Below are 23,008 nucleotides of genomic sequence, written 5' to 3' on the forward strand. Positions count from 1 at the left end.
GGCGCCAATCTCATGCGCAGAAATGCTCACCCGTGATTTTCTAAACAGGCTCTTAGTCATGATGCCAGACGAATCCATTTTCTTTTAGAACACATCGATTTGTTAGCCTGTAGTCCGGCATTATATAGAAATGCGATCGCGGGATCATTATTATAAAACCATCCAGTAAACTATAAAATTTTTCCAATACTCCTTAATTTCGATACAATACAAAATATGAGCCCGCGACATTATCGGTTAAAAAACAAAACCTGGAATTTATGTGAGGATAAATTCCGATAAAATGTAGCGAGAAGACCGTATCATCGAAATAAAATCTATCGTAATGCAAATCGATGCGACGTCGAAGTCATTGAAATTTTCAGGATTTTACTTACAATAGAGAAAATTACTTTTCATAATACCCATTGAAAATATTGACACATCACATATAACGGTTTCGGTTTTGCGCGAAATCATTACCAACAATCGTCTTGTGATCACACATCTATCGATAGAATAATCATTACGTCTGGTATTCCGGACGGCGTTACATTTACAGGTTAGCCGAGCATCGTTAACTTTTCGGTCGGAAACGTATCAACGACCAAAAAAAATAACGTAATTACCTCCAATAGGAGCCCATCTAAAATCCTGCGCCACTCGACAGACAACACATGAGACGCGGCCACTGCTCGGAACGAGCAGACGATTGCAATCTGAAGCAATCGTGGCGGTCGATCACCTTCACCGATGAAGCATATGGATTAGAGGTTACTCGAAATCCGTCGCAAGTTCGGGATTACGCCGATGCTCAAACATTCGTGATATCTGCCCCGACGTCACGCGCCCCACCGAAAGATCACTGGGGACGCAGCCCTCAGCAAACCACCCGACCTCAGACGTCTCCAGACTTGCCGTAGCCTCACCGCCGAGCAGATCGCACAGGAAGAACACCTTCGCGCATGAAAACACGCCATTGGGATGTCTTTGTCGCGTGCGATCCCACAATGCGGCAAGTTTCGTCACACCGACACGATACCCGCTCTCCTCCACAACCTCTTTGATCGCATTCTCGGCGGTGGTGAGGTTTACGTCCGCCCAACCGCCGGGCAGCGTCCAGCGGTGCTGGTCGGCGACTTCCCGCACCATCAGCAACCGATCGCTCTCGTCAAAGACAGCCGCGCGCACGTCGATCTTCGGCGTCGCATACCCGGTTTCACCCTCGAATAGCGTCTCGATACGCTCTGCAAGCGCGCTCGTTCTCGCTGCGAAAATGCGGGCTGAAAGGGCGCGCAATGCCTCGTAACGCTCTCGGTCGTAAGGATTTTCTGAGAAGGTCAGGCCGGTTTGCGCAATTGCCTGAATTTCGCGCGCCCAGACGAGCCAGTCGGGTTCAACGTCCATGACAAGCCTCTTTCGTGCGTGCGACCAAGTATCTCAGATCGGCGCGATCTCCATCGCCTGTCGCGAGAGAAATTCACGGTAGGGGCCATCGCGACGCTCCAGTTCGCCAGGCGACCCGTCCTCGACGATCCGCCCCTTCTGCATCACAACGATCCGATCGAAATCCTTCAGAGTCGATAAACGGTGCGCCACGGCGATCACCGTGCGTCCCACCATCAGGCGCGACAAAGCCATCTGCACGTGATGCTCGCTTTCGCTGTCGAGGGCGCTGGTCGCCTCATCAAGGACAAGGATGGGCGCGTTACGCAGGAAGGCGCGCGCAATCGCGAGACGCTGTCGCTGCCCCCCCGACAATTTTACGCCCCTGTCTCCGACTTCCGTCGCGAATCCTTCCGGAAGGGCCATAATAAAGTCGGTGCATCCGGCAGCATCCGCAGCGGCCCGAACTTCATCGTCAGTAGCCTCGGGCTTGCCGTAACGGATGTTGTCGCCGACCGAGCGACGCAACAGCGACACTTCCTGCGGCACCACCGACATGCACGACCGCAGCGCAGTTTCGGTCAGCGCGCCGATATTTTCGTGGTCTATAATCACTGCGCCGCCTTGCACGTAACGTTGTCTCTGCAGCAGCGCCAACACAGTGCTCTTGCCCGAGCCCGAGCGTCCGACAAGGCCGACGCGCGAACCCGGCGCAACATGAAGGTGAAAATGCTCCAGCACGTTCGGGCCGCCAGGATAGGCGAACGTCACGTCATTGAATGTGACCTCGCCCTTTTGCTCCTGACGGAATCCGACCGCATCCACCTGATCGCGCATTTCGTGGGTGAGCAGAATGGTGGACAACGTCTCGCCGAGTCGCGCCAGATGCTGGATCATCTCCACAAGCGCCACCGCAAGGTCGCGCGTGCCGTGAAGGATCATAAATCCGAGCGTTATGACCATCACGACATCACCGACGCTGGCGGCGCCGTTGCGCCACAGCAGAACGACCCACACCAGCAACCCGGCAGTGAGAATCGCTGTCAGCGCAGCGTGAACGAGTCGCAACCGCTCCAGATAGCGTAGCGAGCGGCCACGGGACGCCATCTCGGTTCGAAGCACGGAGGCAAGTCGTCGTCGCTCGTAGCCGAGCATCCCGAAGGTGCGAACCAGCGGCAAGTTGCCCACGACGTCCTGCATTTCTCCATCCACGCCTGCCGCGTCAGACGCGTATGTCGCGTGCAGTTCCCGCCCGGCCTGCGCCATGCGAAACATCAAATATGCAAGGGCGGCGGACAGAACGATGATGACCCCGCCCATCAAAGGGCTGACGGTCAGCATCAGCGTGATCGACAGCAGCACGTTGAGGCAGGGGGGCAATACGTTCCATGCCAGCAGGCTCTCCAGCGTGAAGCTGGCGTTGCCCGCTGTGGAAATCCGCGCGGCAAGCGCCGCGGGCATCCGATCCGAAAAATAGCTCGTAGAATGGCCGGTGAGATAACGAAACAGGTCCCGGCGGACGTCGCCTGTCACGTCGACGAAGGTCTTCGCCGCAAACCAGCCCGCGACGCGCCAGGACATGTTGTCGGCGGCGATCACCACAGCCAGCCAGGCGACAGCGCGCCAGACAGCCAGCATATCGCCATGCTGACTGGCGTTCATGGTGTCGACCAGATGGCGGATTGCGTAGGAAGAGAACACCGCGCAGGCGACGGCGATCGTCACGAATCCGAACACCATCGCGTGGGACGCCGCGTGGCGGCGCGCATAGCACGCAATGAAACGGCCCGGTCGGCCCGCGTATTTCGGCAGTTGTTCGTCGGAAACCGTAATCCCGTCGTCGCGCTTCAAGCGTGACCGTCCATGCGCTCGCACCTCTCCAGTCAACTTTCTGCCCTTGTAAACGTTCGTGACAGAGGACGAAAGCGCAGGGTTCGCTTTCTCTCTCGATAACCGGTTCGCCATAACCCGCTTGTCTGCGGAGGCCTACGCCGATAGGCGTTGTCGGCAGTCGCAATATTCAATCACAACCGATGGAGTCCTCCGGTCAATGCGTATCGCCCAGATCGCGCCTCTCCATGAAGCCGTGCCCCCCAAGCTGTATGGGGGCACAGAACGCGTGGTTTCCTTCCTCACCGACGAACTGGTCGCCATGGGGCATGACGTCACCCTGTTCGCAAGCGGCGACAGCGTGACGAAGGCGAATCTGGACGCTGTGTGGCCCCGGGCCTTGCGTCTCGACCCGGCGATTCGCGATCCTATCGCTCCACATATGTTGCTGATGGAACGGGTCGCGCGTCTGGCGGATCAGTTCGATGTCCTCCATTTTCACATGGACTACTGGCCCTTCACATATTTCAGCCGCCAGAAGACGCCGTTCGTCACGACGATGCACGGGCGGCTGGATCTGATGGAACTGCAACCAGTGTTCGACGCGTTCCCGGACGTACCGATCGTCTCAATCTCCAACAACCAGCGCCAGCCATTGCCGCAGGCCAATTATGTTGGAACCGTGCTGCATGGGCTGCCCGAGAAGCTGCTGACGCCCCAGCCGGGACCACGCGACTACCTCGCATTCCTCGGGCGTATCTGTCCGGAAAAGGGCGTCGACAAAGCGATCCGCATCGCACGCGCAGTCGGGCTGCCGCTGAAAATCGCTGCGAAGATCGACCGGGTGGACGCGGAATACTTCGAGAAGGAAATCGTCCCGATGCTGGGCGAGGGCGTCGAGTTGATTGGAGAGATCAACGACGCGCAGAAGCCGGCTTTCCTGTCCGGAGCCAAGGCCCTTCTCATGCCGATCGACTGGCCGGAGCCGTTCGGGTTGGTCATGATCGAGGCGATGGCGTGTGGGACGCCGGTTGTCGCGTTGCGCCGCGGGTCGGTGCCGGAGGTTCTGGAAGACGGCCTTACCGGTCTGATCGTCGATAGCGAAGCCGAATCCATCGCCGCATTCCCGCGCCTCGCCGAAACGAATGCCGAGCAGATTCGCAAACGCTTCGACGAGCGTTTCACTGCACGCCGCATGGCGGAAGACTACCTGAAGATATACGCCCGTCTCGGCGAGCAATAAGCGCCACTTTGACGCGGCGAAACATCTGCGCCGCGTCGAATCTGTGTGATATGAACAGACTGTCACAGGCGCCTGTTTAGCCAAGGGCAGCTTGGCGTCAGGCATCATAGCGTCGCGCAGGGTGAGGCGAGAGTTGTCGGTTCCGAAGCTCCCCGTGAAAATTCGCCCCGGGATGACCCGCCTGGGGCGTCGATCGTCCGAGGATCGACACCTTGACGGTCGTCTGTTTGCGGCTGCGCTTCTGATTCATCTGGCGCTTGTTCTGGCATGGATCGCCATGCACAGGACTCCTGAAGAAAAACCTGTCCCGTTCGCTCTCGCGGATGTTCAGGTTCTGTTCGACCACGGTCAGGCGTCGATTGATCCGATCCCTGCGCCGCCACCTCTGCCGGACGCCGCGCCGCCTGTTCAGGCGCCCGCGCCCGTCGCCGATGAACTTATTCCCTGGCCGGGCTCTGGCGAACCTCTCCTGCCGATAGTGCCACCGCGTCCAACAGGTTCGAAGGATCCGAGTCTGTCCGGCGCCAATCATCTGGCGACCGTGCATGTTGGCGACGGTCAGGACTCAGCGAGCATCCTGACCCATAAAGTTCCACATGAAAAGGACGCGCCTGCAAAAGACGCAGACGTCGCGAGCCCGAACGGGACGACAGGCAAGCGTCTCAGTGAGGCCAAGACCTCGGCCGGGCAGGGCGGTTCCAGTTTCAGTGATGGAGGCGCGTCGTGCGCGACTCCTGCGAAGATTTATCCGCCTCTCGCCCGCCAGCGTGGCGAGGAAGGCATTGTGTACGCGGGCTTTTCGCTTGCAGCCAATGGCTCCGTGCGGAACGTCCGTATCCTGCGCGGCAGCGGACATCCGATCTTGAACGATTCGACGCTCAGTTTTCTACGCGGACTGCGGTGCTCGCGCCCACCGTCTACGCCGTTCAACGTCGTTATCATGGTGACCTTTAATCTGATTACACCCTCGGGATCGACGATGTCCTTCAAACCGGTGGCTCACCAGGCGCCAGCGGCGCCCTCAGACGCTGGCACACGAGAGAATGCTGACGCCTCGGCAGATTCGGACGCGGCGGAAAACGCCGATTCCACTGCAGGCATCGACCAGAGCGGGGGCAGATAACGCGCGTTAGGCGAAAAGCAGGGACGCAAACCGAAACCTTGCACAGCGTGCGTGCTCCATGGTTCTGCAAGCGTGGAACTCATGGTCTGCAGGTTATCGTCCTTGCCTCCGGACGAGACCTTCAGCAGAAATTCTCGCCGGAGAAAGTGAAGTCGTGAAGCGCATAATGCCCCGTTCTCTACTGTCGCTGCTCCACGCGCCGCGCAAGCTGGAAAAAGCGATGGAACGCTCTCCAGAGGCAGGCGCTGTCGTTCGCTTCAACGACTGGCTGGCCGTTCGGATGACAGTCATTTTCGGCAGTATCTGGTGCGTTTACGCGTTTACTGTGTTCTCGCTCATCCCGATGGTGGCTCCCGGGTGCCAGAACACGCTCCTTTATATCAGCAATGCGATTCAGCTCATCGCGTTGCCCGCTCTGGCTGTCGGGAGCGCTATCCTCGCGCGAAGCAGCGAAGCGCGCGCCGACGCCGATCACGCGGCTCTCGTCGAAATTCTCGACGACGTACGTCAGGAACTGACGGAACTGCGGTCCCTGACCAGCGGCATCGCCGCAAACCAGGCGCAGGACGCAACAGGAGGCACGACCATGAACGTGTCAGCCGACACGTTCATCGCGGTCGATAACATCGCGCCCGACGCGCCGGGCCAGCGATGACGGGACGGCCGAACACCGGGCGTCACGCTTCTCCGAGAAGATGCAGCACGATTTCCCGTCTGTGCGGCGAGGCCCTGTGTTCGAAAAGGTAGAGGCCCTGCCACGTCCCAAGAACGGGACGTCCCTCGGCCACGGGGATACTCATCGACGTATCGGTCAACATGGTCCGCAAATGTGCGGGCATATCGTCAGGCCCTTCGTCGTCATGAACGTAACGCCCGTGTTCTTCCGGAACGAGCCGCTCAAAAAACCGTCCGATATCATGGCGCACCGTCGGATCGGCGTTCTCCTGAACTGTCAGAGAGCAGGACGTGTGCCGACACCACAACGTCAGCAGCCCCACATCCACGCCGCTTTGTCCTACCCAGTCGACGATCGGCCGGGTGATGGGCGTCAGTCCTTTGCCACGTGTATCGACAGTCAGCCGATAAAGATGCTGACGCATGAACAACTCCTCCTACCTTTAATGGCGCATCGGAAAATGGTGGCGCCATGACGGCTTACGGTCGCACCCCATACCCGCAATCTCACGAACTGCATGCGGAATCTACACGCAGCAGTCTGCTCGAACCGCCATCATCTCCGCATATCTCGCGGTTTCTGGATAACCTTATCCTGATTGGGCGGGCGCTGTTCGGGGTGACGGCTCTGCTGTCCACAACGCACCACTCGGCCAAGGCGGCCGCAGGCGACGATCTTCACGGGTGGTCAGGGATCAAAGATCGTTGGCGGCAGGCTGGCGTCAACATAGATATCGGCGACAGCGAAGAGTTTTGGACCAACCCTGTTGGCGGCTCCCGTTCCTCGACCAATTATATCGGGGCGACGGTCGTCGACGTCACGCTCGATCTGGCGCGCCTGTATCATGGCGGGACGGACAGGGAAGGGCAGTGGGGCGAACTGGAAGTCAGCGGCGTCGATATTCGCGGACGTCCCTTCAGCAACGTCCCGCTTTACGCCTTCAATCAGACCTCCACGAGCGAGGCCGATCCCAACCTGCGTCTCTATGAACTTGCTTACTCGTATCATCCCCCTGGCGATGCGATCGAGCTTCGCATAGGCAAACTGGACCTCAGTCGCGACTTCATGGTCAGCGAAACGGCTCAGGACCTGCTCAACGGGTCTTTCGGCTGGCCGATGATGCCCAGCAACAATCTCTACGATCAGGGGCCAGCCTCACCCCTCGCAACGCCAGCGCTCAGGCTGCGATATGACGTATCCGATGACTGGACCCTGCTCATCGCTGTCGGCGACGACAATCCGACAGGCGCACGGACATTCAACAACCCGAACGACCCCTGGAACCAGAATCAGGATCCCTCGGGCACACGCTTCAACTTTGGCACTGGCACATTGGCGATGGCCGAGGCGCAACACAGCGTCAGCATCGGGAAACTACTGGGTTCCTACAAGGCTGGCGTGATTGTGGACAGCGGGACATTTCCACTTCAGGCCTACGCGAGCACACAACGCCGAGGCAATTGGCTGATTTATGCAATCGTTGACCAAACCCTGTTGCGCGATCCTGTCGTCGGACGGTTGCATGGTTTTGTTCGTTGGCAATATACGGGACTTGCTGATCGTAACGAGATCGTCTCCGCGCTGGACGCTGGGCTGTCGCTACATCGACCGTTCGGTCGGCGACACGACCTCGTGGCGCTTGGGTTGGGTTACGCTGCGCCCAGCCGTTTCCTGACCACGACCGAACCCTCAGGGCGAACAGAAGCGCGGCAGAACGAGTACCATCTTGAATTGACCTACCGCGCGCAGCTCTCGTCCTGGCTGTCTTTGCAGCCGGATTTGCAAGGACTGATCGCTCCAAGCGGTGGTGTTTACGTTTCGGGACGCCGCGTGAAGGACGCACTCATTCTTGGCCTGCACGCGGGGCTAAGCCTCTAGGGCAGGGCTTGCTCAGGCAGGGCATGCCTGAACGGGCAGCAATGCTTCTTAAAACAATAAGATGGAAAGATTTCTCGCAGCTACGATGTTGCAGGCCATTCTCTGACGAATGCCGCTCAATCTTCCTTGGAAGGATGCTTTGGCGCTTCACCGTTGTGCGCTTCCGGATCGACCGAACGAAGAAACCGCTCCGCCAGCGCGCCATAAAGCGGCTGCTTGCAGATCATGCGCGAGACGCCGAACGCAAGGAATGAACTGGCCAAAAGCGCGAGCGTGACCTGCTGATTGTCGCACATTTCCATCACGATGACTGTGGCGGTCAGCGGCGCCTGCACGACAGCAGAAAAATACGCCACCGTGCCCAGGAGCACTACGGCGCCAGGGGTCGTGTGAGGCAAGAACTGCGCGATCCAACCACCGATGCCTGCGCCAACTGACAGCGATGGGGCGAATAACCCGCCCGGAATGCCCGAGCAGTAGGAAATGATGGTGGCGCAGTATTTCAGAACGAAATACGAAGCGGGGTAATGCTCGTCACCCTGAATGATGGCGCGGGCCTGCGCGTAGCCGGTGCCATACGTCATGCCGCCGGAAGCCACGCCTATAATCGCCAGCGCCAAGCCGCAAAGCGCAGCGAACAAAATAGGCCGCTGGGCCACGAAGCGGCCGAATGCCCCAGGCAAGCCAGATGAAGCTCGAATCAGTATCGCCGAGAATGATCCGCCGGCGATCCCGCCGAGCAAGCCGCAAGCAAGAACGGCGAGCCAACTCACCCCGACCGGCACGATTACATCGGTGTGCCCGAAATACGAATAATTACCGACCAACGCTATTGCCGTCACGCCCGAGAGCACGACCCCGGTTAGCAAAGTGCCGCTGGTCCGGTGCTCGAACGAGTGAGCCAGTTCCTCGATGCCGAACACTATTCCGGCGAGCGGCGTGTTGAACGCGGCCGCAACTCCCGCGGCTCCTCCAGTCATTACCAGCGCACGGCGAGACGCAATTTCGCTGAGCCGAAGGAAACGAGCCGCAGCATTCATGATTGCCGCGCCGACCTGCACCGTCGGCCCCTCACGGCCAATAGAAGCGCCCGCGACGAGCCCCAGACAGGTCAGGCAGATTTTCGCCGCAGCGATGCGGATCGAAAGCACCCGATCGACCACAGCCAGATCGTTGAGGTGCATGCAGGCGATCGCCTGAGGAATGCCGCTGCCTTGCGCGCCACGGAAGAAACGTCTGGTCAACCATATCGACAAGGCAAGTCCAGCAGGCGTCACTACAAGCATAAACCATGGGTTGTGCTTGATGACATCGCTCCGGAGCGCAGCCGCCTTGTCCGCCAGCGCCGCGAAGCTGATCGCCACGATGCCGACGGCGATCGAACTGCCCCAGTAGATCAGCTTTCGCCGCCACTCCGCTGTCGTCATGCGCGCGGTGTCGCGAAAGTGCCTGATCCGGCCGACTTGGGTCGAGGTAGTCGTATGCATCGGTTCTTCCTGCTGCGGCGGGTCTCTTCAGCAATGAGAGGCAGCGCGCAATATCGTCCCGGCCTTACGCCTGCCGGGCGATCATTCCAAGTCCTAATCCCACATGTCGGCTTAAAGTGTTTCGCCGGGTAGCGGCGTTAGCCGCAGTCTTGGTGATTAAGGCCCTCGTAATCCTGCATCCCTGTGGCCACCGTATGTCATACGACCGGTGGAGACGTGACCAAGATGCCCGTGTGCTTGGCCTTCGTTTCCGGCTCGACATGAATATTGATCAGCGCGCGCCCGATCGCTCGCCGAAGGCCAGCTTCTATCCGGTCGCAAATCTCGTGCACGACGCCGACCGTCATCGAACCCGGCACCACAAGATGAAATTCGATGAACGTTATGGCGCCTACGGTGCGAATGCGGATGTCATGCGCCTCCAGCGCGCCAGTCGCCGTTTCAGCGATTACTTCTCGCAGTTTGGTAAGGGTCGCAGAATCAGGGGCTTCGTCCATCAATCCCGACACGGATTGCCGAAGCATCTCCCAGCCAACCCGCAACACGTTAAGCGCAACGAGAGCAGCCAGCGCAGGGTCGAGCCAGACCCACCCTGTCAGCGGGATCAATGACAGGCCCGCAATCAGGCCGCATCCTGTCCAAACGTCCGAGATCACATGGTGACCACCTGCGATCAGCGCGGGTGAGCGTTCCGCTCGTCCTTTTCGGAGCAGCGTAAGCCCCCACGCGAAATTCAGCAGCGTGGCGACGCCGTTGAGCCCGACGCCGATCCACGGCGCCGTCTCAGGATGCGGCCTCAGAAATCCTTCCACCGCCGTTTTGCCTATGGCGTAAGCGGTGACCAGCACCAGCGCGCTCTCGACGATCGCCGAAAGGTATTCCGCCTTGTAATGCCCGTAGGTGTGGTTGTCGTCGGCCGGCCTCTCAGCCACGCGAATGGCCCACAGGGCAGCCGCCGCCGCGACGACGTTGATGATCGTCTCGAGCGCGTCCGCCTTCAACGCGACGCTGCCGGTGTTGACCCAGGCTGCGTATTTCAGTCCGAACGCGGCGATACTGACAGCAAAACTCGCCCATGCCAGCGCGAATTTTCGGTCCGGCTTCGGCGCGTCCCCAATTGGGGCGGCGTTAATCATGACAGGCTCACACGTGCAGCGCGTCGTCGAGGCTGCACCCGCCACCGCATGGCGAGACTTCGATCTGCAGCGTCGCGTGCTGTACGCCGAAACGCGCGCGCAATTCCCGGCCCGCCGAGAGCAAAATCGCGTCGTTGGGAACGGCCGCATTTTCGCTGCGCACGAGATGAACGGTGAGCGCCGTTTCAGTTGTGCTCATCGGCCAGACGTGAAGGTCGTGAAGGTCAGTCACGTCGGGAAGATTACGCAGAAAGGCGTCGACGCCATGGATGTCAACACCCTTTGGAACCCCGTCGAGCGCCATATCCAGAGAGTCCCTGAGCAGCCCCCACGTCGTAAGAACGATAAGCGCCGAAATGGCGAGGCTCGCAGCCGGGTCCAGCCACGCCAGCCCCGTCAACAACACGAGCGCGCCGGTGGCTACAACACCGAGGGAGGCGACCGCATCCGTCGCCATATGCAGAAAGGCAGCGCGCAGGTTCAGATCATTCTTCTGACCGCTCATGAAGAACAGCGCGGTGACTCCGTTCACCGCCACGCCCAGCGCCGCCACGACCATCACGCTTTTCCCCGCGACTTCCACAGGGTGGAACAGACGCAGCACGGCCTCCCACGCCACGCCGCCGGTCACGAGCAGCAAAGCTACGGCGTTGGTCAGCGCAGCAAGAATAGAGGAACGGCGCAGGCCGTAGGTAAAGCGCGCGGACGGCGCTCGGCGCGTCAACCGCTCCGCCAGCCAGGCGGCGGCCAAGGCGAGCACGTCGGACAGGTTATGACCAGCGTCGGCCAGGAGCGCTACGGAGTTCGCCAGCAGACCCCAGACAGTTTCGCCGACCAGATAGACCATGTTGAGGGCCATGCCGGCTGCAAAAGCGAGTCCGAACGACGCGGGAGCATGATGGTGATGCCCGAAAAGCCCATGATCATGATGATGATCGTGACCATGCCCGTGGTCGTGGTCGTGGTCGTGGTCGCCACACGCATGGCCGGCATCGGAGGGTTGCACGCTTATATCGGTGTCACACTTCGGTCCGCCCGTCGCGTCGTCGGGGTTATGTACGCCGCATGCGCCTTCGTCGTGAGCATGATCGTGTGCATCGGAAGAATGGGTGTGTTCATCCGGTGAACCATGGCGGTGACCGCCAGAAGTGGAGGACGCGGTCATGTCGCAATCTCCTTGGTCGGTCTTGCGCTACAGGTCACGGTTGACAGGAGGTCGTCCCGAAGACTTGATTCCCGCGTCTCATAGACCATACCGCCCGTTTGCAAAACGGGAAGTTTACAGTGTCGCCGTCGGATGGGAGCAGTGCGCTCTCTATTGCTCCACGCAATGAGTCTACTCTCTCGTGATCGCCGATCTGTCGTGATATGAGCCGCCCGATTGTGGCTCCTGTCGGGGCCAGCGGCGTCACGCTCGCATGCTCGCCGCCATGTGGAGACGCGTCAGGCGTCTGAAGCCTAATGGAGAACTCATGATCCGTCTGACCGAGGTGAGGTTGCCGCTCGACCACGCGCCGGAAGCGCTGATCGCCGCCGCGCGCGCCAGGCTCGGCCTTACGGACGCCGACGCGCTCGATTTGCGCGTCGCGCGGCGCGGATACGACGCACGTCGTCGTGGCGGCATCATGTTGGTCTACAGCCTGGACTGCGCGGTGGCGGACGAGGCCGCCATTCTGGCGAAAGCAGGCGAAGATACGCGTATTGGCCCGTCGCCGGACACCAGTTATCGCCCTGTCGATGTCGAAGGTCCGCGGTTGGCCAGAGGCGACGCGTTTCAAAGACCGGTTGTGATCGGCGCGGGACCGTGCGGACTGATGGCGGGGCTGATTCTCGCGCAGATGGGGTTGCGGCCGCTGATTCTCGAGCGCGGAAAGGCTGTCCGCGAACGCACGGTCGACACGTTCGCCCTGTGGCGGCGGTCGATCCTGACGCCGGAAAGCAACGTGCAGTTCGGCGAGGGCGGAGCCGGGACGTTCTCCGACGGCAAGCTCTACAGCCAGGTCAGCGACCCACGCCATCTGGGGCGCAAGGTGCTGGAGGAATTCGTACGTGCGGGAGCGCCCGAGGAAATCCTGTTCGTCTCGAAACCGCATATCGGCACTTTCCGGCTCGTCTCGATGGTCGAGCATATTCGCGCCGAGATCGAGGCGGCTGGCGGCGAATACCGGTTCAGCGCCCGGGTCGACGAACTCCTGCTTGATGAGCAGAGAAGCGTACGAGGCCTGCGTCTGTCCGGCGGAGAGGAGGTCGCTGCGTCGCACGTCATTCTCGCGATCGGTCACAGCGCGCGCGACACATTCAGCATGCTGGAGGCGGCTGGCGTGGAGATGCAGTCCAAGCCGTTCTCTATCGGCGTGCGGATCGAGCATCCCCAATCCCTGATCGACGCCGACCGTTTTGGACCGCAAGCTGGTTCGCCGCTGCTGGGAGCCGCCGATTACAAACTCGCCCACCACGCGTCCAACGGGCGTGGCGTCTACTCCTTCTGCATGTGCCCCGGCGGCACTGTTGTCGCCGCCACGTCCGAGGAGGGGCGGGTGGTCACCAACGGGATGAGCCAGTATTCGCGCGCCGAACGCAACGCTAATGCGGGCATCGTCGTCGATCTGCGACCCGGCGAGGACTATCCGGACGAACCGCTGGCAGGCGTGGCGTTCCAGCGGCATTGGGAGCGGCAGGCCTTTCTCGCCGGAGGAGGCGACTACCGCGCCCCGGCGCAGCGCGTGGGCGATTTTCTTGCGGGCCGCGCCTCCACGTCGCTCGGCTCCGTGACGCCGTCCTACCGGCCCGGCGTCACGCCGACGGATCTTTCCGCCTGTTTGCCTGATTTCGCTGTCGAGGCGATCCGGGAGGCTCTTCCCGCATTCGCGCGAAAGCTGCCGGGATTCGCGATGGAGGACGCAGTGCTAACGGGCGTGGAGACGCGCACGTCCTCTCCTCTGCGCATCCCGCGCGGTCAGGACGGGCGCAGCCTCAATACAGGCGGTCTGTTTCCTGCAGGCGAGGGCGCCGGTTACGCAGGCGGCATCCTGTCCGCTGCGATCGACGGCATTCGGATTGCGGAAGCCGTCGCGCTGTCTATGGTGGGGCGTGAGGCTACGGGACTTCTCCGCGGTTCCGCCGGCAAGGAGCAGGCTGGATGACACCAATCCCACTTCGTGTAGCGCTCCAGATCGCCCCCGATTATATGCCGCAAGTCACAGGAAAAACAGGCATTCGTCCCAAATCTGAGTTTCCGTTACAATGACAAGTCACCGCCAGCACCACTGCGGAGTGGGGCAGCCATCGTGTGTAATAGCCGGCTTAGAACTCTCCAAATGGTTCAGTAAATAACCTCGCATTTCTCCGAATGGGTTCGTTTCGTGTGGTGTACACCTTAAAGTCAAACCCAGACGCAAGTGCGTATTGCGAAAACGGGTAAACGGATTCTCGCCTGCAAGAAGGACAAACAGGGATTTGTGTTACGAGGGCTACCCAACGAATGGCATTACTATTTCCCTCGAAGCAAAAGCGATCTTTGAATTCCTGAAGCAATTTAGGCTCCGTGTGATTTCTCATCTGTATGTTTCTTTGATTTGAAACTTCTCCCGGTATGTTACTAGTTATTGGCGCAACATGATGTGCGTAACCTTGCTCGAAGCTATACCGAGATGAATTTGAATGAGAATGTAATTGATATAAGATATTATCACCCAAAAAATTGAGAACAGCAGCAAGACCTGCGATATTGCCGGTGGTTTGATTCGGTATTTGGCTTAGGTCTGCCATCATGCCCCGCACCACATTTTCAATATTGCGGGGATCGAGCATATAATCTTTCGCCAGAGGATAACTTTCACCGGCATAAACGTTGCCGCTTCTTGTTCGTACCATGTTGTTATTCCTTCATCGGTGCAGAACAAATTAGACAAACTAATTTTATTTTATACGTATCTAAAAATATATATAATTATACATGATGACGCAATCGCTGACTCGTGCGCGAAGTGGCGATTGGCGTCTGTTTTGATTTTCCTAATGAGCAGGAGGAACTGGCTGGTCATAAGGGAGATGAAGCAGCGGGATGACCATTCGATTTCTGACTTGCGATAGATCCCAACCCGCGGAGTTCGTCAGTTAAAATCGTCGAAAGCTCTTGTCATAAACGAAAAATTCACGGCGAAGCAAAGGAGCTTATGAGGGACGGTGTAGCGGATTTTGGGAGGCTTCCGGTTGCCTGCACGTTAATGTTCGCCGTGGTGGTCCACGGCAGGCTTTGGCGCTCTCCTCCTTAGCTAGTTAACTGTTGCTGAGAACTTTAGCAGGAACGGGCGCAGACCGGAGAAGGCCGTTATCAACCATCGCAGCCTTGGATTTCGGCCGCGTGGGCAGTTGTCCCACCAGCAGATCCTGCATATCGGCGTGGGAGCGCATTGCGCGTCCGGTGCAACCGCCGTCCGGTTCGTCGTCAGCGTCGTATCCATTCGCCCCGGCTTATGGATGCAACTCCGGTTCATCGTGTTGGCGGGTGTTCTTTGTTCGGTGTGGGCACTTTTTTCCAACCAGATAATACCACGATAACTGGACCCGCATTAACTTTTGTGCTGAGGGACAGTCTCTCGGGCCGTGACGCGGGCGTAACGGAACCGAATCGACTCCTCGCACGTCACGTCCGCATCTTCATTTCCCGGCTATGCCGCAGGAGCAGAAGGGCGCGGCATGACCCGGTTGTGGATACTTTCGGATCTCCATCTCGAATACGCACGTTCTCCAGATTCATACGATCCACCGCGCCCCGCGTTCGACGTGCTGGTGGCGGCGGGGGATATCCTGGAGGGGGATCCAGAAGGCGCGATCGAGACCGTCGCGCGTCTGGCCGCTGGGCGGCCCGCCGTGTTTGTCCTTGGCAATCATGAAATCTGGGGTGGCACGCTGTCGCAGCAGCAGGCCCGCGCGCAAGAGGCTGCGCGGCGCTTCGGCGTCACATTGCTCGACGAGTCAGCCCGTGTCCTGCGTGGCGTCAGATTTGTCGGATGCACCCTCTGGGCGGACGGACGTCTCTCAGGCCTCGACGTTCGTCCCCGGCTTCTTACCGGGGAAGGTTTTCTGAGGCCGGACGGCCGTGGCGGCGTCAGGGTGGGCGATGAGCTTGCGCAGCATGAACGTCAAGTCGCGCAACTCGACCGGCTGCTGGGGGTCGAAAAGCCGCGCGGCACAGCTCTGGTCGTCGTGACGCACCATGCGCCGTTGCTGGACTGCGTGCCGTCGCATTTGAGAGGCGAACGGAATATCGGCCTCTACGCTTCTGATCTTTCAGATATTTTCTGGCGTCGAGACATAGATTTATGGGTTCACGGCCACATTCACGCCGTTGGAGACATGCGGCATCCGGGCGGCGCCCGCATCGTCTGCAACCCAGCAGGACCACGCTTCTCGACGCCGGGCTTTCGGAACGATCTGATCGTCACCGTGTAAAGCGTGCGCGCTGAGAGGCATATATTGCCGCAGCCGAATAGAAGGTCGTTTATATCGAGCACATGTTACCATTGATCGGCGCCGCTTCCCCGGTGTGGCTCCTTTTGCCGCAGTAGAGCCCAAACACGTAGCAGCGGACCGCGGACACACTACCTTGCGACCGGAAGGCGCAATTAAATAATCGGGTCAGCAACCGGTCATCACCGCACCTGTTAGGCTTTATATTACCAACCGCAGTCTCCATCTTAACCGACACTCCCGACAATTGATCTTGAGGAGAATGTTGTGAGAGCATCGATTTTTATCGCAGTAATCCTTACCTCGCTTTGCGTCTCAAGCTGCGCGAACAATGCCGACACGAATGACCATTTTAACTATGAGCAAGACATCACCCGACGATCACGTCTTGGGGGCGGTCAATCCCACATGTAAATTCGGACTTGATGCGCGCATCTAAAGTTTGGACATTCGCTTTGTTCCAGCGCGCAATATCCTGATGAGCGAGTGGCGTCGGGCCCATTTCGCCGGGCGGTATAAACGCAACAGGACGCTCATACGCTCGATGAAGCTCTTTATCGTGACAGAGGCAGAACGCGGAACCAAAGATCAGGTCTTCACATCCGGGGAATTATGAGCATCGGGTGGACGCGTGAGGCAGACAGTCAATTGATTGTATTTTCCCCAATTTTTTATCAATAAATTTCACATTCCGGAAACTTTTACCGACGCGTGCCCACTATTCGATACGTAGTTCTGCAAATCTTCGGCCAGATGTTCGGCATCTTCGATCCGATATTTAACAAGATCGCCGATACTGACCAGGCCGACCAGACGACCGTTGTCCACGACCGGCATATGGCGACAGTGAGTGCGGGTCATCCGTCGCGCCGTAGTGAGGCTGTCCTCGTCGGGCGTCGCGATTGGCGTGTTCGCCGCCATCACGTCGCGGGCGACCAGGGCGCCAAGCCCGGCAGGAGAAAGCGACACAGCTTCGACGATCTTTCGCTCCGACACCAGACCGACCAGACGCCCGGCGCCATCCAGAACCGGAGCGCCCCCAATCCCATGTCGCGCCAATGTCTCGCAGACGCGGGGCAGGGGATCGGTATCCAACACGGTGATGACGTCCCATCCTTTCTCGGCAAGGATGCTGTGCAGGGGGGTAGGCATGACGCAAGTGTCCTTTTTCTTGATTGGACTGCTGCGTCGCCTCGAGGCTCGGCCTTAGGCGGCGAGCATGGTCGTTGTGGTCGATGTCGGTTGGCAGGGGCCAATGCGCAAGGTCTTGCGTGAAGGAAATTCGGCGGAGACGTGTTCTGCCAGCCTACGACGCCCGGTGAAGAGGCTTTTTTTCGATAACAGCGTATGGGAAATCGGTCGACGGGTCCCGTAAAACCGCGTCCGATAGGCGCCGCTGGAATGCAGCATCCTGTCTCCAACCAAAAATGGCGCCCCGAAGGGCGCCATTTCCGTAACGTCAGCCAGAAGGAGACGGCCTTACGGCCGTCATCCAGTCGTGACTTATCAGGCGTCCGTGTTGCGGCGACGGATCGCAGCGCCAAGGATATCGCCCAGCGACGCGCCACTGTCGGACGAGCCGTACTCGTTGATCGCAGCTTTATCTTCCTCGACCTCACGGCCGCGGATGGTCAGGGCCAGCTTGCGGGCTGCGCGATCGACCGAGACAATCTTCGCGTCAACACGCTCGCCAACTGCGAAGCGCTCTGGACGCTGCTCGGCCTTGTCGCGCGCCAGTTCGGCGCGACGGATGAAGCCGGTCAGAACGTCGTCCACCTTCACCTCGATGCCGTTGCTCTGAACAGCGGTGACGATGCAGGTGACGACGGCGCCCTTCTGGACGCTCGACAGCGCGTCGGCCGCCGGGTCTTCCTGAAGCTGCTTGATGCCGAGCGAGATGCGCTCTTTCTCCACGTCCACGTCGAGAACCTTGGCCTGAACGACCTGGCCCTTCTCGTAGTGCGTGATGGCGACTTCGCCGGCTTCGTCCCAGGACAGGTCGGACATGTGGACCATGCCGTCGATGTCCGCTGACAGGCCGATGAACAAGCCGAACTCGGTGATGTTGCGGATCTCGCCTTCGACCGTCGAGCCGATCTTGTGCTCTTCGGCGAACTGCTCCCACGGGTTGCGCTGAACCTGCTTCAGGCCGAGCGAGATACGACGCTTGCCGCTGTCCACGTCCAGAACCATGACGTCGACTTCCTGCGAAGTGGCGACGATCTTGCCCGGATGGACGTTCTTCTTCGTCCAGGACATCTCGGAAACGTGCACCAGACCCTCGACGCCCGGCTCGAGCTCAACGAACGCGCCGTAGTCGGTGATGTTGGTGACGCGACCGCTGTAACGCGCGCCCGGCGGATACTTGATCGCCACGTTCTCCCAAGGATCAGCCTCAAGCTGCTTCATGCCGAGAGAAATGCGCTGCGTGTCCGGGTTGAAGCGGATGACCTGCACGCGAACCGGCTGGCCGATCTGCAGGGCTTCGGACGGGTGGTTGATGCGTTTCCAGGCGATATCGGTGACATGCAGGAGGCCATCGACGCCGCCGAGGTCCACGAACGCGCCGTAGTCGGTGATGTTCTTCACCACGCCGTCAAGGATCATGCCTTCCTTCAGGCCCTGGATCAGCTCGCTGCGCTGCTCCGCACGGGTCTCTTCGAGGACCGCGCGACGCGAGACGACGATGTTGCCGCGCGCGCGGTCCATCTTCAGGATCTGGAAGGGCTGCGGAACGCCCATCAGCGGGCCGACGTCGCGCACGGGACGGATGTCGACCTGGCTGCCGGGAAGGAACGCCATGGCGCCGCCGAGGTCGACCGTGAAGCCGCCCTTGACGCGTCCGTAGATCGTGCCATTGACGCGCTGGTTGGCTTCGAAAGCCTTCTCCAGGTTCGTCCAGGCCTCTTCGCGACGCGCCTTCTCACGCGACAGGACGATCGTGCCGTCACGGTCTTCGTAGCGCTCGACGTACAGCTCAATGACGTCGCCCGGCTTGACCTCGTGGGCGACGCCCGGCGGGCCGAATTCCTTGAGGGCGACGCGGCCTTCGCTCTTCAGGCCGACGTCGACGATGGCGAATTCGTCGGTCAGGCGGACGACATGCCCCTTGACGACGGAACCTTCAAAGCCCGTGTCCAGGCCGAGGGTCTCGTCGAGCAGCGAGGCGAAGTCTTCGCCGCCAAAATGATCGGTTGTGGTGAGTGTGGCAGAAGCCATGTGAAACGATATTTCCCTGCCGACCGGTTTAGGGCCGACAATTCCTGCGCGTCGCGGTGAGGCGAAACGACTTACCCCGGTCTTCGGAGATATCCGAAGACATGCGGGATCGACGGTTGAGTTCGGTCAGCGCCCCGCAAAAGGGGTCGAAACCGGGCCGTAGACAGCACCTCAAACCGCAGAGTGTCAACAGCAAGCTTGTGTCGGCGCAGTTATTCGATATCTCTACGTACGCTTCCGGCGCTGAGCTGCGGTCAGCGGACGAGCCAGCAGAGCGGTCGCGATTTCCTCCCACTCCTGCTCAAGACTGCCGGTCGGCGTCGGACGGCCAGCACGTCGATACCAGTAACGCGCGTTGCCAAGGTCGCCCTCCTTGCGATGCAGCCATGCGTGCGCCCAGTCGCAATCCGGGTCACCTTCGTTGGTCTGCGCGCACTCATGCGCCCGCGTCCAGTTTCCCCGCCCAGCCCACCAGATCGCCTGTAGCGCAAGATCTTCGCCTTCCGGAGGGTTTGCGGCGGAGAGCGTTTCCCTGAATTCGTCTAGCGCGCTCATCGGCAGTCTCCTTCACGAAAAGCGATATAGTCGAATGTAACACGGTCGGCTTCATCGTAAGATCGGAATTCCATCCCGCAAATCGTATCGTTCCGGTATCGTCGTTATGCGCAAGAGTCTCGCGCCCGCCTGTCGCATTGATATGGAGTTTGGCGTTAATGGTTATGGGTGGTTGGGCATGGCTTTCGCGCGGCATTGCTTACGCATTCATTGTTTTCTCTGGCGCTATCCTTCTCGTCAGCCCTGTCCCAACGCTTGGCCTGCTATGGGATATGGCGATGCTGTGCGGTTTTTCAGCGTTATTTGTACTGTTACAGATGTTCGCGTTGACCGGGCGTCCACTCTCGACGCCGTTCTATGAAGGTAAATTCTTCATCCGCTTGCATGAATACGGCGCGTACATACTGCTCGCCTTTGTCGCCTGCCATATCGGTTTCAGCCTCTGGGCCGAACCACTACTCCTAGAAGACATGCTGCCCCCGGTCACAGGCGTTATGCAAACGGGAGCCGTTACCCTGATGCTACTCGCGGTCGCGACGTTCGCCAGCCTGCCGCCTGTTCGACGCACAGCGTTCGGAACGGCCAGGCTGTTTCGGCGCTGTCATTCGGTTCTCGCGACGTTGTTGCTATGCGCCGCTGCCGCTCACGCGTGGCTGGCTGGGCTACGCCTCGATGGTTTCTGGTCGTCAGTGGTGTTGGCTGTGCCTGTGGGCGTCGCGTTAACGCTGCCCTGGGCGGCCCGCTGGGCCGCACGCCCTCACCGAACTCCAGGAAAGCGCGCGCGCAATACGGCACGGTTCGCCGCTCCGGTCGCAATGGCAATACTCTCTCTTGGCGCCGCTTTGCCGCTTCTGGGCGCCGCACTTCTGCATTGGCGGACATGGTGATCGCCCGCCTGCTCGCTTCGTGGCGCGCGGTTACGATAATTGTCATCGGCGCACTTTGCGGGGGCGCTTTGTTATGGTGGGCGTTATCGGGCGCTCCGCACATAGCGGCGACGCGCCCGCTTATGCCTCTCGATTTTCCGCACAAAGCCCATGTCGCGTTCAATTGCGTCGCATGCCATCACAATTACACCGAAGCCAGACTCGCTTCCTGGCCGTTTCAGGGATGCATAGCGTGTCACAAGAACACGCCATCGCTCTCAGGCATCATTGAGGAGCAGTTTCATAGCCAGTGCGAAAGCTGCCATCTCAAATTCGCGGAAGAGCATCGCAAATCGGGTCCGCCGCGTGCGTGCCATGTCTGTCATGTCGCTGGAGGCATGACGCATTTTTAAACCGAGAGCGCATTCATGCGGCTCAAAGAATGTTGCTGCCAGAGCGGCAGATATCGCCCTTTGTCGCGCCGCTCACGCGCGACGTTATGTGTGCTACATAGAGCGCGACCACAAAACACAGGTTTTCATCCATGACGATTAAACGCCTCGCCCCTGAAGAACGTCTCAGCGGAGCTTCCGTCTGCGGCAATATCGTCTATCTGGCCGGACAGGTCGCTGATGACGCCACCCTCGACGTCGAGGGACAAACCGCCGACATCCTGAAGCAGATCGACGCGCTGCTGGCCGAAGCAGGAACCAGCAAGAGCAATATTTTATCCGTGCAAATTTTCCTCACCGACATCAACGATATTGCGGCGATGAATCGAGCATGGGACGCTTGGCTGGACCGAGGCAACAAGCCTGCCCGCGCTACGGTCGAGGCGAAACTCGCCAATCCGGACTGGAAAGTCGAAATCACGGGCGTCGCGTTTATTCCGTAACGTCGGCTATGCGTTTCAACCTGTTGGAGGCGTCTGGGAAGGGTAGTCGGCCGAATGCGCTTCCCCTGGCTCCGATGCGACGTCGCCCCTGACACAGGGACGGCGCAAGACGAAGCATACGAGAGGGAAATTTCGATGCTGTCCTTCCGCAGTCCTCATCGACAGTCACAATAAGTTGGGCGGCAGATTGAAACGAACTGACGGAAGTATCCTTGCATTCACCATGATGACAACGGGGTTCGTCGTCGTTGCTCATGCGGTCGCTTATATGGCGCATGAATTTTCTCACACGTTCAGCGCCTGGGCGCTGGGTTACATGCAGAATCCTCTTGCTCTCGATTACGGGACAATCACCCCTGCGAACGTCGTTCTCCTGTCGAGCGTCGATGATAACGTAAAATACGATCCGATTTTTAGCAACGGTCACGGGTGGGCGGCGGCGGCGATTGCACTCGCCGGACCTTATGTCGGTAACGCTTTCACCTACGTTTGTCTGTGTGCGACTGTTGGCCGCTTGAGAGCAGACAACCGGGCGACGAGAACGTTTATTTTCTGGCTCATGCTGATGTGCGTTGGAAACGTCTGGAGCTACGTACCTATTCGGGCGATAACGACACATGCCGACATCGCGATAGCGGCGCGCGGTCTGCATGTCAGCGTCATGACGTTATTGCCGTTTCTGCTAGTCCCGTCAGTAGCGCTCATGGGTCATTTCTTTATGCGGGCGTGCCCTGCGGAGATTCCGGTGATCGCCTCCTTTGTGGCGACCCGCGTCACTTTAATGGTTGCTGTAACGTGCGCGTGGTTTTTTATATTCTTTGGCGGCGTCGCCATATCAGGACATTACGGCTACACCGCACAGGCATTTTCCATTATCTCGACAGTCGTTCTTATGCCTCTGTCCGTCGCGCTGCTATGGCCCCGCTGCCTCCGTCGGAACGACGTTTTAATAACGACACCAAGGTTATAGGCTCAGACTTTCCCAGCGGCCGCGGAGAAATACCCGATACCGGCTTCATCTCTAACAATCAGTCGCAAAATTTCCTGATACATTCGTATCATCGCGGGCGGGGATGATCGCTGATTTGAACCGCCCGCGTTTCCGCAATGCCTGTGCGGACAACGCCACACTCAATTCCGGCGCCGATATGTTCGACCTATACCGCCTGACAACCGATCCTGCTGACGAAGGCGTAGAACGTTTGGCTCAATGGGATTAACTGCACAAGCACTCAAGTCCTGGCTGGTTCTGCTTCTGCATGC

Annotated in this window: 21 protein-coding genes; 11 read left to right on the forward strand and 10 right to left on the reverse strand. The window is 59.3% G+C overall.

All coding sequences use genetic code 11. The annotated features are described in order from the left end of the window. Positions 1-753: 753 nt before the first annotated feature. On the reverse strand, positions 754-1,386 hold the full coding sequence (locus J2D73_RS18665) for an NUDIX hydrolase (protein ID WP_207883805.1): 633 nt from the start codon (positions 1,384-1,386) through the stop codon (positions 754-756). A 33-nt stretch (positions 1,387-1,419) separates the two neighbouring features. Then, positions 1,420-3,216 (reverse strand): ABC transporter ATP-binding protein, encoded by a 1,797-nt coding sequence (locus tag J2D73_RS18670; protein ID WP_243430091.1) that lies wholly within the window; start codon positions 3,214-3,216, stop codon positions 1,420-1,422. A gap of 199 nt (positions 3,217-3,415) precedes the next feature. Here J2D73_RS18670 and J2D73_RS18675 point away from each other — a divergent pair, with 199 nt between their 5' ends. The 3 genes from J2D73_RS18675 to J2D73_RS18685 all read left to right on the forward strand — a co-directional run bounded on the left by J2D73_RS18675 (position 3,416) and on the right by J2D73_RS18685 (position 6,216). After that, positions 3,416-4,438 (forward strand): glycosyltransferase family 4 protein, encoded by a 1,023-nt coding sequence (locus J2D73_RS18675; protein WP_207883809.1) that lies wholly within the window; start codon positions 3,416-3,418, stop codon positions 4,436-4,438. A 154-nt stretch (positions 4,439-4,592) separates the two neighbouring features. Beyond that, the gene (locus tag J2D73_RS18680) at positions 4,593-5,561 is read left to right on the forward strand and encodes a TonB family protein (RefSeq protein WP_207883811.1); all 969 of its coding nucleotides are present in this window, start codon (positions 4,593-4,595) and stop codon (positions 5,559-5,561) included. A 166-nt stretch (positions 5,562-5,727) separates the two neighbouring features. After that, positions 5,728-6,216 (forward strand): hypothetical protein, encoded by a 489-nt coding sequence (locus J2D73_RS18685; RefSeq protein WP_408736859.1) that lies wholly within the window; start codon positions 5,728-5,730, stop codon positions 6,214-6,216. 22 nt (positions 6,217-6,238) lie between these two features. Here J2D73_RS18685 and J2D73_RS18690 read toward each other — a convergent pair whose 3' ends face one another. Continuing rightward, on the reverse strand, positions 6,239-6,661 hold the full coding sequence (locus J2D73_RS18690) for a secondary thiamine-phosphate synthase enzyme YjbQ (RefSeq protein ID WP_207883812.1): 423 nt from the start codon (positions 6,659-6,661) through the stop codon (positions 6,239-6,241). Between the two features lie 47 nt (positions 6,662-6,708). Between J2D73_RS18690 and J2D73_RS18695 the strand changes: the two genes are divergently transcribed. Continuing rightward, positions 6,709-8,115, forward strand: a complete 1,407-nt coding sequence (locus tag J2D73_RS18695; RefSeq protein ID WP_207883813.1) for a carbohydrate porin — start codon at positions 6,709-6,711, stop codon at positions 8,113-8,115. Positions 8,116-8,231: 116 nt separating this feature from the next. Here the strand turns inward: J2D73_RS18695 and J2D73_RS18700 are convergent, their stop codons facing one another. The 3 genes from J2D73_RS18700 to J2D73_RS18710 form a co-directional block, all read right to left on the reverse strand. Continuing rightward, positions 8,232-9,602 carry a chloride channel protein gene (locus J2D73_RS18700; RefSeq protein WP_207883814.1) on the reverse strand — a complete coding sequence of 457 codons (1,371 nt, stop codon included), beginning with the start codon at positions 9,600-9,602 and terminating at the stop codon, positions 8,232-8,234. 197 nt (positions 9,603-9,799) lie between these two features. Next, entirely contained in the window at positions 9,800-10,738 is a 939-nt protein-coding gene (locus J2D73_RS18705) for a cation diffusion facilitator family transporter (RefSeq protein WP_207883815.1), read from the reverse strand. A gap of 7 nt (positions 10,739-10,745) precedes the next feature. Further along, on the reverse strand, positions 10,746-11,903 hold the full coding sequence (locus tag J2D73_RS18710) for a cation diffusion facilitator family transporter (protein WP_207883816.1): 1,158 nt from the start codon (positions 11,901-11,903) through the stop codon (positions 10,746-10,748). 307 nt (positions 11,904-12,210) lie between these two features. Here J2D73_RS18710 and J2D73_RS18715 point away from each other — a divergent pair, with 307 nt between their 5' ends. Beyond that, the gene (locus J2D73_RS18715; protein ID WP_207883817.1) at positions 12,211-13,881 is read left to right on the forward strand and encodes an NAD(P)/FAD-dependent oxidoreductase; all 1,671 of its coding nucleotides are present in this window, start codon (positions 12,211-12,213) and stop codon (positions 13,879-13,881) included. A 160-nt stretch (positions 13,882-14,041) separates the two neighbouring features. Here J2D73_RS18715 and J2D73_RS18720 read toward each other — a convergent pair whose 3' ends face one another. Next, on the reverse strand, positions 14,042-14,611 hold the full coding sequence (locus tag J2D73_RS18720) for a hypothetical protein (RefSeq protein ID WP_207883818.1): 570 nt from the start codon (positions 14,609-14,611) through the stop codon (positions 14,042-14,044). An 825-nt stretch (positions 14,612-15,436) separates the two neighbouring features. Here J2D73_RS18720 and J2D73_RS18725 point away from each other — a divergent pair. After that, positions 15,437-16,192 carry a metallophosphoesterase gene (locus tag J2D73_RS18725; RefSeq protein WP_207883819.1) on the forward strand — a complete coding sequence of 252 codons (756 nt, stop codon included), beginning with the start codon at positions 15,437-15,439 and terminating at the stop codon, positions 16,190-16,192. Between the two features lie 702 nt (positions 16,193-16,894). On the opposite strand, the gene J2D73_RS18730 is transcribed toward J2D73_RS18725, so the two are convergent. The 3 genes from J2D73_RS18730 to J2D73_RS18740 all read right to left on the reverse strand — a co-directional run bounded on the left by J2D73_RS18730 (position 16,895) and on the right by J2D73_RS18740 (position 19,984). Further along, entirely contained in the window at positions 16,895-17,362 is a 468-nt protein-coding gene (locus tag J2D73_RS18730; RefSeq protein ID WP_207883822.1) for a CBS domain-containing protein, read from the reverse strand. A gap of 354 nt (positions 17,363-17,716) precedes the next feature. After that, positions 17,717-19,429, reverse strand: a complete 1,713-nt coding sequence (gene rpsA / locus J2D73_RS18735) for a 30S ribosomal protein S1 (RefSeq protein ID WP_026398709.1) — start codon at positions 19,427-19,429, stop codon at positions 17,717-17,719. A gap of 225 nt (positions 19,430-19,654) precedes the next feature. Further along, positions 19,655-19,984: a hypothetical protein gene (locus tag J2D73_RS18740; protein WP_207883824.1), complete on the reverse strand. Its 330-nt coding sequence runs from the start codon at positions 19,982-19,984 to the stop codon at positions 19,655-19,657. 158 nt (positions 19,985-20,142) lie between these two features. On the opposite strand from J2D73_RS18740, the gene J2D73_RS18745 reads away from it, so the two are divergent. The 5 genes from J2D73_RS18745 to J2D73_RS18765 all read left to right on the forward strand — a co-directional run bounded on the left by J2D73_RS18745 (position 20,143) and on the right by J2D73_RS18765 (position 22,965). Continuing rightward, positions 20,143-20,871 (forward strand): hypothetical protein, encoded by a 729-nt coding sequence (locus tag J2D73_RS18745; RefSeq protein WP_207883826.1) that lies wholly within the window; start codon positions 20,143-20,145, stop codon positions 20,869-20,871. Further along, positions 20,865-21,263 (forward strand): cytochrome c3 family protein, encoded by a 399-nt coding sequence (locus tag J2D73_RS18750; protein ID WP_207883828.1) that lies wholly within the window; start codon positions 20,865-20,867, stop codon positions 21,261-21,263. Before J2D73_RS18745 ends, J2D73_RS18750 begins: the two co-directional genes overlap by 7 nt. Before the next feature lie 131 nt (positions 21,264-21,394). Next, positions 21,395-21,745: a RidA family protein gene (locus tag J2D73_RS18755; protein WP_207883830.1), complete on the forward strand. Its 351-nt coding sequence runs from the start codon at positions 21,395-21,397 to the stop codon at positions 21,743-21,745. Between the two features lie 187 nt (positions 21,746-21,932). After that, positions 21,933-22,715 (forward strand): hypothetical protein, encoded by a 783-nt coding sequence (locus tag J2D73_RS18760; RefSeq protein WP_207883832.1) that lies wholly within the window; start codon positions 21,933-21,935, stop codon positions 22,713-22,715. Positions 22,716-22,818: 103 nt separating this feature from the next. Continuing rightward, positions 22,819-22,965: a hypothetical protein gene (locus tag J2D73_RS18765; protein WP_207883834.1), complete on the forward strand. Its 147-nt coding sequence runs from the start codon at positions 22,819-22,821 to the stop codon at positions 22,963-22,965. Positions 22,966-23,008: the final 43 nt, after the last annotated feature.

It is taken from the genome of Acetobacter sacchari (assembly GCF_017377715.1).
Taxonomy (GTDB): domain Bacteria; phylum Pseudomonadota; class Alphaproteobacteria; order Acetobacterales; family Acetobacteraceae; genus Acetobacter; species Acetobacter sacchari.